Source organism: Citrobacter sp. wls829 (genome assembly GCF_005280825.1).
Lineage (GTDB): Bacteria > Pseudomonadota > Gammaproteobacteria > Enterobacterales > Enterobacteriaceae > Citrobacter > Citrobacter gillenii.
Genome location: NZ_SZWP01000104.1, coordinates 89510 through 104334 on the forward strand (window position 1 = coordinate 89510; position 14825 = coordinate 104334).

The 14825-nt window shown below is 55.4% G+C and carries 10 protein-coding genes; 4 read left to right on the forward strand and 6 right to left on the reverse strand.

Going from position 1 to position 14825, the window contains the following annotated elements; genetic code table 11:
- Positions 1-193 precede the first annotated feature (193 nt).
- Genes FDW88_RS20520 through FDW88_RS20535 form a run of 4 tightly spaced genes read right to left on the reverse strand, consistent with a single transcriptional unit; the run spans position 194 to position 4646 of the window.
- Complete coding sequence (locus FDW88_RS20520) at positions 194-1216, reverse strand: Gfo/Idh/MocA family protein (protein ID WP_137363253.1); 1023 nt, start codon at positions 1214-1216, stop codon at positions 194-196.
- A 10-nt stretch (positions 1217-1226) separates the two neighbouring features.
- On the reverse strand, positions 1227-2294 hold the full coding sequence (locus tag FDW88_RS20525; RefSeq protein ID WP_137363254.1) for a Gfo/Idh/MocA family protein: 1068 nt from the start codon (positions 2292-2294) through the stop codon (positions 1227-1229).
- Complete coding sequence (locus FDW88_RS20530; RefSeq protein WP_137363255.1) at positions 2294-3475, reverse strand: Gfo/Idh/MocA family protein; 1182 nt, start codon at positions 3473-3475, stop codon at positions 2294-2296. The genes FDW88_RS20525 and FDW88_RS20530 overlap by 1 nt, the downstream gene beginning before the upstream one ends.
- A 10-nt stretch (positions 3476-3485) precedes the next feature.
- Positions 3486-4646 (reverse strand): Gfo/Idh/MocA family protein, encoded by a 1161-nt coding sequence (locus tag FDW88_RS20535; RefSeq protein WP_096758543.1) that lies wholly within the window; start codon positions 4644-4646, stop codon positions 3486-3488.
- A gap of 189 nt (positions 4647-4835) precedes the next feature.
- Here FDW88_RS20535 and FDW88_RS20540 point away from each other — a divergent pair, with 189 nt between their 5' ends.
- Positions 4836-5888, forward strand: coding sequence for a LacI family DNA-binding transcriptional regulator (locus FDW88_RS20540; protein WP_137363256.1), 1053 nt, complete (start codon positions 4836-4838; stop codon positions 5886-5888).
- A 47-nt stretch (positions 5889-5935) separates the two neighbouring features.
- On the opposite strand, the gene msrA is transcribed toward FDW88_RS20540, so the two are convergent.
- Positions 5936-6574 carry a peptide-methionine (S)-S-oxide reductase MsrA gene (gene msrA, locus FDW88_RS20545; RefSeq protein WP_115259592.1) on the reverse strand — a complete coding sequence of 213 codons (639 nt, stop codon included), beginning with the start codon at positions 6572-6574 and terminating at the stop codon, positions 5936-5938.
- Between the two features lie 212 nt (positions 6575-6786).
- Between msrA and tamA the strand changes: the two genes are divergently transcribed.
- Genes tamA through FDW88_RS20560 form a run of 3 tightly spaced genes read left to right on the forward strand, consistent with a single transcriptional unit; the run spans position 6787 to position 12640 of the window.
- On the forward strand, positions 6787-8520 hold the full coding sequence (gene tamA / locus FDW88_RS20550; RefSeq protein WP_115259591.1) for an autotransporter assembly complex protein TamA: 1734 nt from the start codon (positions 6787-6789) through the stop codon (positions 8518-8520).
- A complete protein-coding gene (gene tamB, locus FDW88_RS20555; RefSeq protein WP_137363257.1) occupies positions 8517-12293 on the forward strand; it encodes an autotransporter assembly complex protein TamB in 3777 nt (1258 codons plus the stop codon). The genes tamA and tamB overlap by 4 nt, the downstream gene beginning before the upstream one ends.
- A 2-nt stretch (positions 12294-12295) precedes the next feature.
- Entirely contained in the window at positions 12296-12640 is a 345-nt protein-coding gene (locus tag FDW88_RS20560; protein ID WP_096758538.1) for a gamma-glutamylcyclotransferase, read from the forward strand.
- A 164-nt stretch (positions 12641-12804) separates the two neighbouring features.
- Here the strand turns inward: FDW88_RS20560 and FDW88_RS20565 are convergent, their stop codons facing one another.
- Positions 12805-14814: a TonB-dependent receptor domain-containing protein gene (locus FDW88_RS20565; protein ID WP_135912674.1), complete on the reverse strand. Its 2010-nt coding sequence runs from the start codon at positions 14812-14814 to the stop codon at positions 12805-12807.
- Positions 14815-14825 lie beyond the last annotated feature (11 nt).

Genomic DNA, 14825 nt, shown 5'->3' on the forward strand with positions numbered 1-14825 from the left:
GTGTATATATACGTCATCCTTCAAGCAGCCTCTTTGTTGGCTACGCCTGCTCACCCCAGTCACTTATTTATGTAAGCGCCTGGGCGTTACCAGACTTGCCGCCTTAAAGCATCTTGAATGATTTTGTGTATAGGGTATCTGTATGCCGGTATTACCCGGCTTATTTATTTACTTATGGAATGCTTAATGAATTTTAATTATTAATATTTATCCATTGTCGCGTCAGAGATGAACGATAAATAGCGTCCACCATCAACAGCGATTTTTGGGCTTGATGGATATCGATATATTCTGTCTGACCGCGATGGGTAATAGCATGATAGAACTGGCGAATGGCCAGTTGGTGACCAAGACCCCAGTAGCTTTTGGCGCTGCCGTCTGGTGAACCATCGCTATCCAGCTTCAGGCGCTGGTCCTTTGTGACGCGCCATAGCGCGTTGTCAGTTAGCTGAAGCATGCCGTTTTCACAGTGGATCTCCAGCAACAGCGGAGAATCGAGAGTATTGCAGTTGCTGGCGTAAAACAGGCCACGTGCACCGTTGGCAAAATGCAGCGTTGCCATCGCGCTGTCTTCTGCTTCCGTCACCGCTGCCAGTTCGCTGCTATCCACCACGCCTTTTAAGCGTGTGACGCCCCCGGCGAACCACTGCATCAGATCGAGAGTATGAATGGCCTGATTAATCAGCAAACTGCCGCCTTCGCGAGCAAAACGCCCGCGCCACGGACTGTCGCTGTAGTACGCCCCGGAGCGTGACCAGGTCAGCACGGCTTTCATGCTGAGCATTTTACCAAGCGTATTTTTCGCCAGTTCATCGCGTATGCGTAAGCTGGTGGGATTCAGCCGGTTCTGGTAGCACACGCCCAGCAGTCCCGGCGCCGAGGCTGCGGCGTCAGCGATGTCGGCAACTTCCCCTCCATTCATGCCTACCGGCTTTTCGCAAAACACATGTTTCCCGGCAGCAAGGGCGGCGAGAATCATATTTTTATGCTCAAAATGCGGCGTACAGATATGCACGACGTCAATGTCGTTATCCAGCAGCATTTCCCGGTAATTGGGGTAAAAGCGGCAGTTATAGGCCATCGCCTGCTGTAGCCCGTTGACGCTGTCGGTGTCGACCAGCGCGCGTAGCGTCACCCCCGGCAAGAGCCGTAGGGCGTTGACGTGACTACGGTGTATGGCACCGGCACCAATAATGGCGGCATTTAACGTTTTCATGCTGCCCCCATTATGCATGCGCATTGGCGAGCATTTGCGCCTTCACGCACAGCTCGGCGGCTTTAAACGCGTGGGCCTGGGTCATGGCGTTTTCGGTACGGTTCAGGCAGTCGAGAATAAACTCGCCGAAGAACGGGAACCCTACCTTACCGGCGACCGGATAGCGGAATTCCCCCTCTTTATTAACCAGATACACCACATCCTGTTCACCTTGGGTAATATCGACATACTTGCGGATCTCGATATAGCCCTCGGTGCCCAGCAGCGTCAGGCGTCCGTCCCCCCAGGTGCTGAGGCCGTCCGGCGTGAACCAGTCGCAGCGGAAATAGCCCGTTGCGCCGTTCTCGCCCGCCAGCATCGCATCGCCAAAGTCTTCAAACTGTGGATACTGCGGATGATTGACGTTGCGCACCTGGCTTGCGACCACACGCGCCTCGAGGTTGTCGGTGTAAAACAGGAACTGCTCAATCTGATGGCTGCCGATATCACACAGAATGCCGCCGAAATAGCGTCGATCGTAGAACCAGTCCGGACGTCCGCTGCCTTCACGATGCGGGCCGGTGCCCAGGGTCTGGATCACCCGGCCTATTGCCCCCCGCTTGACCAGAACGCCCGCAAAAACTGCGCTTTCAACGTGCAGGCGCTCGCTGTAGTAAACCGCGTACTTGCGCCCGGTCCTGGCCACCATGGCTTTGGCGTCTTCCAGCTGTTCGAGAGTAGTCAGCGGTGCTTTGTCGGTGAAATAATCTTTACCCGCCGCCATCACCTTTAGTCCCAGCGGGCAGCGTTCAGAGGGGATTGCCGCCCCGGCGACCAGTCTGACATCGCGGTCGTTGAGAATGGTCTCCAGTGAGTCAGCCACCTGCGCCTGCGGGTACTGTTGCAGGAATTTCTCCACTTTCGCCGGGTCCGGGTCGTACACCCACTTCAGGGTGGCTCCGGCTTCGATCAGCCCGTTGCACATCCCGTAGATATGACCGTGGTCGAGCGTGGCAGCGGCAATCACAAACTCACCAGGTTTTACCACCGGCTGTGGTTTGCCGGTCGGGGCGTAGTTCATTCCATCTGTCTTGTTCATTACTCTGCTCCTGAATCTAAGTCTTTACCCAGAGGGATAGCACCGACTTCCGTGAAATTGCTCACGGAGGCGGATTTCTCATAAAAATGCGGGGCTTTTGCCATCAGGCCGCCGGTACGATAAAAATCGTCGTGGCTGGGGATGGGCAGCGTTACCACCGTGCGGGTAATGGCGGATTTGTAGATAGCGGTAATCAGCTCCAGCGAACGTTTACCCTGTTCCCCGTCGACCAGTGGGGGAGTCTGTTGTTCGATGGCGCTGAGCAGGTTGTCGATTTGTCCGCTATGCAGCGTCCATTGAAGCGCAGGCGTGGCATGAAACAGCGCGTCCAGTTGCTCTTCCAGTTCGTGATTATTGTCCGCTTGTGGAAAGCCGTTATCCGCCGACTGGCTGGCATACACCTTCCACGGGGCGGAGATCCGCGCCTTTTCGCCCTGAATAACGATTTTCTGATCTTCACCATGATGCACAACGGATGCGGTGAGCTGAGCCAGCGCCCCGTCTGAATATTTGAAAATGGCCGCACTGAGATCTTCCACTTCCGCGTTGTCATGGGCGACATTGCTCATCATCGCTACCACTTCGCTCGGGAAGCCGAGCATCCACTGAATTGCATCGATGTGGTGTACCGCATGATTCAGCGTGCAGCCGCCGCCTTCTTTCTGCCAGGTGCCGCGCCACCACAGATCGTAATAGCAATGCCCGCGCCACCAGAACGAGTCCACCTGCGCGTGGCAAATTTTGCCCGCAAGGCCGGAATCAACGGCGGCTTTTAAGCGCCAGAAGGCATCGGTAAAGCGGTTTTGTGCGATGACCGATAACATTTTTCCGCTGGCTTTCTGCGCGGCAATCATCGCATCACACTCTGCGAGCGAGGCGGCCATCGGTTTTTCGCACAGCACGTGTTTGCCCGCGTGCAGAGCATCAATGCTGATGTCGGCGTGGACGTACGGCGGAGTACAGACGTCGACAACGTCCACATTAATACCCGCGTCCAGCATGGCCTGATGGCTGTTGTAGACCCGTGCTTCGCTTAGGCCGTAGCGCGTTTTCTTCTCTTCGGCTTTTTCCGGCCAGATGTCGACCAGCGCGACGATCCGGCAGCGATCCGCAAACTGTAAATAGCTTTGAATGTGGTTATGGGAGATGTTTCCGGTGCCGACAATGGCAATATTCAGCATGGTCATCCCCTTAACGCTGCCAGCTTGCGGAGGCGTCCAGCGTGCGGCTGGCGGTGGTTTTCTCGACCGATGAGTCGATACGCGCCTGCAACAACCGGGCGTAGCGCTGCTCGTCAATTGGCAGCTCAACCCAGTCATCGGTCCAGGTGGAGAGGTGCATGGCGTTGGACAGCGTCAGGCCGCGAATGCCTTCCAGACCAGGGGCGATGAGCGGTTCGCCGTGCAGGACCGCGGCGGTGAAATTGGCGGTGATGACATGATGCTCACTGCATTCTGGTGCGGTAGGGATAGTCACTTCCCAGCACTCCGGCTCGCCAAAGCCGTTTTGCCAGCGGGCGTTGAAGTCGGTTTCGGATTCACGCAGTCGCCAGAAGCGCAGGCGGCCTTCTTCCACCACCACTTTTCCGCGATCGCCGACGATCTCGAGGCGGTTGGTGCCGGGGGTTTCGGCGACGGTGGTGATGAACACGCCGGTTGCACCGTTGGCGTATTCCGCGTAGGCGGTGACCTCATCTTCTACTTCAATCTGGCGGTGTTTGCCAAACTGGCAAAACGCGCGCAAGCGTATGGGCATACCGACCAGCCATTGCCACAAATCAAGCTGGTGCGGGTCCTGATTGAGCAGCACGCCGCCGCCTTCGCCTTTCCATGTCGCGCGCCAGCCGCCGGAGTTGTAGTAACTCTGTGAGCGATACCAGTTGGTGATTATCCAGTTGGAGCGGCGCAATTCGCCCAGCTCGCCGCTGTCGATCAGATCTTTCACCTTCTGATACAGCGGGTTCGGGCGCTGGTTGTACATCATGCCGAACACCACATCGCATTCACGGGCGCAGGTGTTCATCTCGTGGACCTGCGCGGTACAGACCCCGGCAGGTTTTTCGCACAACGTATGAATGCCAAGACGCATCGCCATCATCGATAAACCCGGATGCGCATAGTGCGGCGTAGCGACGATAACCGCGTCGACAAGCCCACTGTTCAGCATCTCCTCAGCGCTGATAAACAGTGCAACCGCATCGCCTACTAACTGGCGAATAGCGGCATGCTTGTCGGCGTTATTATCACAGACCGCCGTCAGGCAGGCGTCCTTTACGGTCCCAGCCAGCAGATAGCGGGCGTGGACGGTGCCAATATTTCCCACGCCAATAATGCCAAAGCGTAATTTTTTCATGTCAGGCCTTTTCATCAGAAATAAGGGATAAGCGGACCATAAGAAACGCCTGGAATATCGACAATGTGATTTTGTGAGAGCGGTTGCAGGATGAGGAAGAAGTTCGCACAGATATTAAAAAAGTGTTTTAGAGTCAATGAACTAGGTTTGCAAAAACTTGCAAAGATAGATTGCGAGCGAGGTCACAGAATGTCAGGCAAGCTAAAAATGGATGAAATCGCTGCCTTAACCGGGTTCTCCGTGAGTACCGTGTCGAGGGTATTGAGCGGGAAGTCTTGTACCAGCGATAAAGCTCGGGAAGCCATCGTGAAATGTGCGCGCCAGCTAGGGGTGCTTGATACGCTGGCCTGCGGGCGGCTGCTGATCAACGGGATTGCGGTCTTCGCTCCACAGCGCACATTCATTGCGCAGGGCGATGTGTTTTACCTCGAAGTGACGCGCGGCATTGCTGAAGCTATTGCGCCGCATGATGTCTATCTGAGCTACTGCGGGTTAGATGAGCAGCGAGCCGACATCAAGCTCTTTCTGGAAAAGGCCAACAGCAAGAATATCAACGCCATTATTCTCATCGGCATTGATGACCCCACCGTGCATAAGCTGGCGCAGTCGCTGGGAAAACCCTGCGTGCTGATCAACTCACAGGATAAAGAAGGGGTATTGGACGCGGTCTCGCCCGATCACCGATCGATTGGCAACCAGGCGGTGCAGTATCTTTTTGAGCAGGGGCATCGGCGCATTCTCCACGTCACCAGCCTACGACGTGAAACCCTGTACTGGCGTCTGGAAGGCATAAAGGAGATCTATCGGCAGTATCAGGTGCCGTTTGATGCCCGGCGCGATCTGTTGGTGACGGAAGGATTTTCTGAACCAGAGGCGATACAGGCGATTAGCGACCGGCTACGTGAACTGCCGCAGAGCGAATGGCCGGAAGTGATTTTCTGTGCCGGGGCGTCAATGTCCAGCGGCGTTCGTCGCGTGCTGGAAGCGTTGGGGGTACGCATTCCCGATGATATCTCGCTGATGACCACGGACGTCAAAGAACTGGATGGCCATGTGGTTTCTGCGGTCACCAGCATTACCATTCCCTGTCGGGCATTAGGCGTAGAAGCGGTGTATTTGCTGCAAAACCGCCTCAATCGCCCGGCTGCGCCGGTGTTTAATCTGCTGCTCAAGGGCAAAGTGACGGAAAGGGGAACCGTCGCCAATGCCACGCGCCATGCCGCGCTGGCGCGGGAGCAATAGTTGACCCGACAGGCCCGATAAACGTAGCGCCATCGGGCAGCAGCAGATTAGTTCTGCGGCGGCAGGCACACGCCAATGCCGCCAATACCACAATATCCATAAGGGTTTTTATGCAGATATTGTTGGTGATCGTCCTCGGCATAATAGAACGGCGTGGCGGTATTAATCTCTGTCGTGATGTGGCGGTCATCGCCCGCAGCGGTCATCGCCGCCTGAAAACGCGCGAGGCTGGCATCTGCGGCACTCTTTTGCTCCGGCGTGAGCGGATAAATGGCCGAACGATACTGCGTGCCCTGGTCATTGCCCTGACGCATGCCCTGCGCCGGATCGTGATTCTCCCAGAACACCTGCAGCAGTTGCTCGTAGCTGATAACATGCGGGTCATAAACGATACGCACCGCTTCGGCATGGCCCGTTTCGCCAGAACAGACTTCCCGATAGGTTGGGTTAGGCGTGTAGCCGCCGGTATACCCGGCAGCCGTGCTGTAAACGCCGGGTAAAGACCAGAACAAACGCTCCACGCCCCAGAAACAGCCCATCGCGAACAGGGCGATTTCCATCCCTTCGGGTACGTGGGTCATCGAATGTTGGTTCACCGCATGCAGCGTTGCCACGGGCATCGGGGTGTTGCGTCCAGGTAGAGCATCTGCTTGAGAAACAAGATGCTTTTTATCAAATAAACTCATGGCCGTTCTCCCGAAATCAGTCATTTGGGTTAAGGTTGTAACAAGACGCGTCTTTGCCCACAATAACTGGCGTGAATACGTCTAGAGTTAAACATAAGAAATATTTGGGTTGCCGTCTGTTTTTCAACTCTTATTGTTGATTTTTTGTTAAGCCGAGGAACGGCAGAGTATTTTTTTCCAGGGGTGGGAAAAAAGGATATTCAGGAGAAAATGTGCCACATATCCGTCAGTTGTGTTGGGTGGGGTTGCTGTGCTTAAGCGGCCCGGCCGTCGCCGCAAATGTTCGCTTACAGGTCGAAGGATTATCGGGACCGCTGGAGAAAAACGTCCGTGCGCAGTTGTCCACGATTCAAAGTGATGAAGTCACACCGGACCGACGTTTTCGTGCACGCGTTGATGACGCTATTCGCGAAGGGTTAAAAGCGCTGGGCTATTTTGAGCCGACCATTGATTTTGAACTGCGTCCGCCGCCGGCGAAGGGACGTCAGGTATTAATCGCTAAAGTGACGCCCGGAGAGCCGGTACTTATTGGTGGCACCGACGTTGTTTTACGCGGCGGGGCGCGCACCGATAGCGATTACCTGGATCTGCTGAAAACGCGTCCGGCAATCGGCACGGTGCTCAATCAAGGAGACTATGACAGCTTCAAAAAGTCATTAACCAGCGTGGCGCTGCGCAAAGGCTACTTTGACAGTGAATTTAATAAAAGCCAGCTGGGGATTGCGCTCGATCGTCGCCAGGCGTTCTGGGATATCGATTACAACAGCGGTGAGCGCTATCGCTTTGGTCATGTCACCTTTGAAGGTTCGCAAATTCGCGATGAGTACCTGCAAAACCTGGTGCCGTTCAAAGAGGGCAAAGAGTACGAATCCAAAGACCTGGCGGAGCTGAACCGCCGTCTCTCAGCAACCGGCTGGTTTAATTCTGTCGTGGTGGCACCAGAGTTCGACAAAGCCCGCGAAACCAAAGTGTTACCGCTGAAAGGTGTGGTCTCACCACGCACGGAAAACACCATTGAAACCGGGGTGGGCTATTCAACCGACGTCGGACCACGGTTAAAAACCACGTGGAAAAAGCCGTGGATGAACTCCTACGGCCATAGCCTGACCACCAGTGCCAGTATCTCTGCGCCGGAGCAGGTCCTGGATTTCAGCTATAAAATGCCGCTGTTAAAGAACCCGCTGGAGCAGTATTACCTGGTGCAGGGGGGCTTTAAACGTACCGATTTGAACGACACCGAGCAGGACTCAACCACGCTTGCCGTCTCCCGCTACTGGGACCTCTCCAGCGGCTGGCAGCGTGCGATCAACCTGCGCTGGAGTCTTGACCACTTTACTCAGGGTAACGTCACCAACACCACGATGCTGCTGTATCCGGGCGTGATGATCAGCCGGACGCGCTCGCGCGGCGGCCTGATGCCCGTCTGGGGCGATTCCCAGCGCTATTCCATTGATTACTCCAATACCGCCTGGGGTTCTGACGTCGACTTCTCCGTCTTTCAGGCGCAAAACGTCTGGATCCGTACGCTGTACGACAGCCATCGCTTTGTGATGCGTGGCAACCTCGGCTGGATTGAAACCGGCGATTTCGACAAAGTCCCGCCGGACCTGCGTTTCTTCGCCGGGGGCGATCGCAGTATTCGCGGCTATAAATACAAATCTATTTCGCCTGAAGGGAGTGACGGCAAGCTGAAAGGGGCCTCCAAGCTGGCGACCGGATCGCTGGAATACCAGTACAACGTAACCGGTAAATGGTGGGGGGCGATGTTTGTGGATAGCGGTGAAGCGGTGAGCGATATCCGCCGAAGCGATTTCAAAACCGGTGCCGGGGTTGGCGTTCGTTGGCAGTCACCGGTCGGGCCGATCAAGCTCGATTTAGCTGCGCCGATCGGCGACAAAGATGAACATGGTTTACAGTTTTACATCGGTCTGGGGCCTGAATTATGAGTTTATGGAAGAAGATAAGCCTCGGCGTATTGATTGTTATCCTGCTGTTGTTGGGCTCCGTGGCGTTCCTCGTCGGCACGACCTCGGGCCTGCATTTGGTCTTCAAGGCCGCTAATCGTTGGGTTCCAGGGCTGGAGATTGGCCAGGTCACCGGCGGCTGGCGGGATCTGTCGCTTAAAAATATTCGCTACGACCAACCTGGTGTGGCGGTGAATGCCGGTGAAGTGCATCTGGCCGTTGGTCTTAACTGCCTGTGGGACAGCAGCCTGTGCGTCAACGATCTGTCGCTGAAAGACATCAACGTGGCGATCGACAGCAAAAAGATGCCGCCTTCTGCGCCGGTTGAGGAAGAAGACAGCGGCCCGCTAAACCTCTCCACGCCTTACCCGATCACGCTTTCCCGCGTGGCGCTTAACAACATCAATATCAAAATCGATGACACCACGGTGTCGGTGCTGGATTTTACCTCCGGACTGAACTGGCAGGAAAAAACGCTGACCCTGAAACCTACGTCATTGCAGGGGCTGTTAATCGCCCTGCCAAAAGTGGCGGACGTGGCGCAGGAAGAGGTGGTGGAACCGAAGATCCAAAACCCGCAGCCGGATGAAAAACCGCTGGGCGAAACGCTGAATGATCTGTTCTCAAAACCTGTTTTGCCGGAAATGACCGACGTTCATCTGCCGCTGAATCTTAATATCGAAGAATTTCGCGGTGAGCAGCTGCGCGTCACCGGTGATACGGATTTAACGGTATATAACATGCTGCTGAAGGTGAGCAGCATTGACGGCAACATGAAGCTCGACGCGCTGGATATCGACTCCAGCCAGGGGGCAGTGAAGGCCAGCGGTACGGCGCAACTGACCGACAAATGGCCGGTTGATATTACCCTCAACAGCACGCTGAACATCGAACCGTTAAAAGGCGAGAAGGTGAAGCTGAAGGTTGGCGGCGCGCTGCGTGACCAGCTGGAAGTGGGTGTCAATCTGTCTGGTCCGGTGGACATGGATCTGCGTGCACAGACACGTCTGGCGGAAGCGGGATTACCGCTCAATCTGGAGGTGGTGAGTAAGCAGGTTTACTGGCCATTTACCGGCGACAAGCAGTTCCAGGCCGATGACATCAAGCTCAAACTGACCGGCAAGATGACCGACTATACGCTCTCGATGCATGCCGCCGTGAAAGGCCAGGATATTCCTCCGGCGACCATCACGCTGGATGCCAAAGGCAATGAGCAGCAGATCAATCTCGACAAACTTAGCGTTGCCGCGCTGGAAGGTAAAACCGAGCTGAAAGCGCTGGTGGACTGGCAGCAAGCCATTAGCTGGCGCGGGGAGCTGACGCTGGACGGCATCAATACGGCGAAAGAGGTGCCGGACTGGCCCTCGAAACTGAATGGTGTGATCAAAACCCGCGGTAGCCTGTACGGCGGAAGCTGGCAGATGGAGGTGCCAGAGCTGAAGCTGAGCGGAAACGTGAAGCAGAACAAGGTCAATGTGAACGGCTCACTGAAGGGTAACAGCTACCTGCAGTGGACCATCCCCGGCCTGCATCTGGAACTGGGGCGCAACAGCGCTGAGGTGAAAGGTGAGCTGGGCGTCAAAGATCTCAATCTCGACGCGACGATTGATGCCCCAAGTCTGGATAACGCGCTGCCGGGGCTGGGCGGCACGGCGAAGGGGCAGGTCAAGGTGCGTGGTACGGTAGAGGCGCCGGAACTGCTGGCGGATATCACCGCCCGTGGCCTGCGCTGGCAGGAACTGTCCGTGGCTCAGGTGCGTGTTGAAGGCGATGTGAAATCAGCGGAGCAGATTGCCGGTAACCTCAACGTGCGCGTTGAGCGGATTGTGCAACCTGATGTGAACATCAATCTGGTTACGCTGAACGCCAAAGGAAGCGAAAAGCAGCATGAGCTGCAGCTACGTATTCAGGGCGAGCCGGTTTCGGGACAGCTTGATCTGGCCGGGAGTTTTGATCGCAAAGAGCAGCGCTGGAAAGGGGAATTAAGCAATACCCGCTTCCAGACCCCGGTTGGCCCGTGGTCGCTGAACCGCGCCATTGCGCTGGATTACCGCAATCAGGAACAGAAAATCAGCATCGGGCCGCACTGCTGGAACAACCCGAATGCGGAACTGTGCGTACCGCAGACGATAGATGCCGGAGCGGAAGGTCGCGCAGTGGTGAACCTTAACCGTTTCGATCTGGCGATGCTGAAACCGTTTATGCCGGATGCCACCCAGGCCAGCGGCGTGTTCACAGGCAAGGCCGATGTGAGCTGGGACACCACCAAAGAAGGACTGCCGCAGGGGCAGGTGACGCTGAATGGACGTAATGTGAAGGTGACACAAAGCGTCAACGATGCCCCGCTGCCGGTGGCGTTTGACACGCTGAATCTCACCGCCGACCTGCACAACAACCGTGCCGAACTGGGCTGGCTGATCCGCCTGACCAATAACGGCCAGTTTGACGGTCAGGTGCAGATAAGTGACCCGCAAGGACGACGCAATCTGGGCGGGAACGTCAATATCCGCAATTTCAATCTGGCGATGGTGAACCCTATCTTCTCGCGCGGCGAAAAAGCCGCCGGGATGCTAAACGCCAACCTGCGCCTCGGAGGTGACCTGCAAAGTCCACAATTGCTCGGCCAGTTGCAGCTGAGCGGCCTGGACGTTGACGGCAACTTTATGCCGTTCGACATGCAACCCAGCCAGTTGGCCGTTAACTTCACCGGGACCCGTTCGACAATTGCGGGCGTGGTGCGCACGCAGCAGGGAGAGATAAACCTGAGCGGTGACGCCGACTGGAGTCAACTAGACAACTGGCGAGCGCGCATTGCGGCCAAAGGCAGCCGGGTGCGTATCACCGTGCCGCCAATGGTGCGCCTGGATGTCTCGCCGGATGTGGAATTTGAAGCCACGCCGAACCTGTTTACTCTGAACGGCAATGTTGATGTGCCGTGGGCGCGTATTGTGGTGCACGACCTGCCGGAAAGCGCAGTCGGTGTTTCCAGTGATATGGTGATGCTCAATGACAATCTACAGCCGGAGAAACCGCAGAGCGCCGGGATCCCGATCAACAGCAACCTGAACATCCACGTCGGCAACAACGTGCGTATCGATGCCTTTGGTCTGAAAGCACGTTTGACGGGCGATCTCAAAGTGGCACAGGATAAGCAGGGGCTGGGCCTCAACGGGCAGATTAATATCCCAAGCGGCCGCTTCCATGCGTATGGTCAGGATTTGATTGTACGTAAAGGTGAGCTGTTGTTCTCCGGTCCACCGGATCAGTCGCTGCTCAATATCGAGGCTATTCGTAACCCGGATGCCACCGAAGACGACGTGATCGCCGGTGTTCGCGTAACGGGTACGGCAGATGAACCGAAAGCGGAAATCTTCTCCGACCCGGCGATGTCGCAGCAAATGGCGCTCTCTTACCTGCTGCGCGGGCAAGGATTGGACAGCGAACAGAGCGATAGTGCGGCAATGACGTCTATGCTTATTGGCTTAGGGGTTGCACAAAGTGGTCAGATTGTGGGTAAAATCGGGGAGACGTTTGGCGTAAGCAATCTGGCGCTGGACACGCAAGGGGTGGGCGATTCATCTCAGGTGGTTGTCAGCGGATATGTACTGCCAGGTCTGCAGGTGAAATATGGTGTGGGTATATTTGACTCTTTAGCGACACTCACGCTACGTTATCGTCTGATGCCTAAGCTATATCTGGAAGCTGTGTCTGGCGTTGATCAGGCACTTGATTTGCTCTATCAGTTCGAGTTTTAGCAATGCGAATATTTGTTTATGGTAGTTTACGTACCAAGCAAGGTAACAGCCACTGGATGACCAACGCCCAGTTGCTGGGTAATTTCAGCATCGATAACTACCAGTTGTACAGTCTGGGCCACTATCCAGGCGCGGTTCCGGGAAACGGAACGGTACACGGGGAAGTTTATCGTATTGATAACGCCACGCTGGCAGAGCTTGATGCGCTGCGCTCGCGCGGCGGAGAGTACGCACGCCAGTTAATTCAGACGCCTTACGGAAGTGCATGGATGTATGTATATCAACGTCCGGTAGATGGGTTAACGCTGATAGAAAGCGGTAACTGGTTAGACCGCGACAAGTACTAACATATACCTGATGGATTTCGAGTTGCATCAAGGCGGCGACGCAGAGAATCCCCAGGAGCGTACATCAGTACGTGACTGGGGTAAGCGAGAAAAGCCAACGCAGAGGCAGTTTGAAAGACGACAGGTATAACACGCCACCCTCGGGTGGCGTTGTTTTTTAGGATTTAGAACTCCACGCGCGCGCCAAGGTTATAGCGGCGTCCTTCCACCTGAGCGGACTCACTCCATGCGGTCGTGAGTTTCGGATCCTCATCCAGCACGTTGTAGACCCCCGCCATCAGCTGTGTGTGCTTATTCAACTGGTAGCGTACGCCCACATCCACCATCGTGTAATCATCGTACTTGTTGTTATTACCGCTGTTGCGGTTGCTGCTGCGGTAGTTCACCGTACTCCACACGTCGAGGCTTTGCGTCGCCGTCCAGTTCAGCGACAAGTTCGCCATATGGCGTGGGTAGTCGTTCAGCGCGTAGCCTTTGTTGACGCCACTTTTCTGCTCGCTGTGGTTGTAGGTGTAGTTGGCATTGGCTTTGACGTCGGTGCTAATTTGCCAGTCGGCGTTGAGCTCGACGCCGTACACATCGGCTTCGCTGACGTTAAAGTATTTACTCACCGAGTCGGCGTTGTAGCCATTGACTGAGCACTGGTTGGTCGCCGTGGTTTCACAAATGGTTTGTTCCGCAATCTTGTCTTTGAATTGCGTATAGAACACGGTGCCATCGAGCGACAACACATCGCCCGTCCAGTACAGACCCAGCTCAGAGTTAACGCTTTTCTCCGGTTTTAAGTCGTCATTGCCGACCGTCAGGAAGGGATAGGGCACGGTTGAACCGTAAGGGGTGACGAAGTTACTGGAGGTGGCTCGCAGTTCCGGCTTTTTATATCCGGCGGAGACGCCGCCTTTCAGCGCCCAGGCATCGTTGAATGCCCAGTTGCCGTACATTTTCGGCGTAATGTGCGTACCAAAGTTATCGTCCTGATCCATACGTGCGGAGGTCGTCAGGATGAAATCGTTGATGCTCCAGCCGTCTTCCACGAACAACGCCCAACCGTTGCGGCTGATTTTGGTAACAGGCTCCGAGCCTGGCAGCGTTTTGTTGGCGACATCAAACCGGTCGTTTAACTCTTCGCGGGTGAAGTTCGCCCCGACGGTCAGCTTATGGGTGTCGAGCGTGAAGGTGGTTTGTGAATTGGCGACGTAGTTTTCCATCTGCACATACTGCGGTGACTGCCCGTCATAAACGTATTTTGAGCGGCCTTTTTCGTAGTTAATGTAGTTAGTTGTCGCGATAGTATCGTCGGCATACCAGCCGGTATGGGTCAGGGTGGCGGCGTTACGATCATATAACCATGACCACGGCGCACCGCGTTTCTGGGTGCGGTTTTTTTCCTGCTCGCCGGTGACAACGTTGAGATCGAAGAGGTTATTTTCGCTGGCGGCCAGACCCAGCGTCATATCCACGGATTTGCGGTTATGTTTGCCGAAGTAATTATTCCGATCGTCGTCGCGACGGTCGAGCCAGTCGGCAGCCACGCTTAAGCCGAGAACATCGGGAATAATTGGCCCCATGGTGAAAAGATTCATCTGACTGGTATTGCCGAGATACTGGTGTTCCTGAAGCCAGGTATTTGCGGCAATTGCCGTCGTCCAGTCTTTCGCCCCATACGGCTTTTTGGTGATGACGTTAACCACGCCGCCGATGGCATCGGAACCGTACAATGATGACATCGGCCCACGAATAACCTCGATGCGCTCAATGGCTTCCATTGGCGGTAAGAAGTTGGCTTCGGTGCCGATGTCGTGCCCATAGGGGCGTGACTGGCCGGTATTTTGTTTGACGCTGTTCACCATGAAGGCGGTATAGGACGGGTCCATGCCGCGGATCATAATGCTGCCAGCATTCATGCCGCTGCTGTTCGACACCGAGACGCCGGGAATATTTTTAATGGCTTCCCCCACGTTGCGGTCCGGCTGAATATCCAGCGTTTTACGGTCGATAACTGAAATAGTCGCCGGGGCTTCACGCTTTTGCTGCGAGAAACCGGACGCCGTAATCACCATTTCATCTTCGCTATTGCGTGAGGTTTCCGTTAATTCTTCGGCCTGCGCGGGAAAAATAACCCCGCCTGAGAATGCAACGATCCCTGTCAGCGTAATAAGTTGACGCGTTTTCATAATATAAGACA

Excerpts from the sequence above, each read along its gene's own strand:
- FDW88_RS20530 (WP_137363255.1), bottom strand. The coding sequence starts at position 3,475 with ATGCTGAATATTGCCATTGTCGGCACCGGAAACATCTCCCATAACCAC.
- msrA (WP_115259592.1), bottom strand. The coding sequence starts at position 6,574 with ATGAGTTTATTTGATAAAAAGCATCTTGTTTCTCAAGCAGATGCTCTA.
- FDW88_RS20565 (WP_135912674.1), bottom strand. The coding sequence starts at position 14,814 with ATGAAAACGCGTCAACTTATTACGCTGACAGGGATCGTTGCATTCTCA.
- FDW88_RS20525 (WP_137363254.1), bottom strand. The coding sequence starts at position 2,294 with ATGAACAAGACAGATGGAATGAACTACGCCCCGACCGGCAAACCACAG.
- tamB (WP_137363257.1), top strand. The coding sequence starts at position 8,517 with ATGAGTTTATGGAAGAAGATAAGCCTCGGCGTATTGATTGTTATCCTG.
- FDW88_RS20535 (WP_096758543.1), bottom strand. The coding sequence starts at position 4,646 with ATGAAAAAATTACGCTTTGGCATTATTGGCGTGGGAAATATTGGCACC.
- FDW88_RS20540 (WP_137363256.1), top strand. The coding sequence starts at position 4,836 with ATGTCAGGCAAGCTAAAAATGGATGAAATCGCTGCCTTAACCGGGTTC.
- FDW88_RS20520 (WP_137363253.1), bottom strand. The coding sequence starts at position 1,216 with ATGAAAACGTTAAATGCCGCCATTATTGGTGCCGGTGCCATACACCGT.
- FDW88_RS20560 (WP_096758538.1), top strand. The coding sequence starts at position 12,296 with ATGCGAATATTTGTTTATGGTAGTTTACGTACCAAGCAAGGTAACAGC.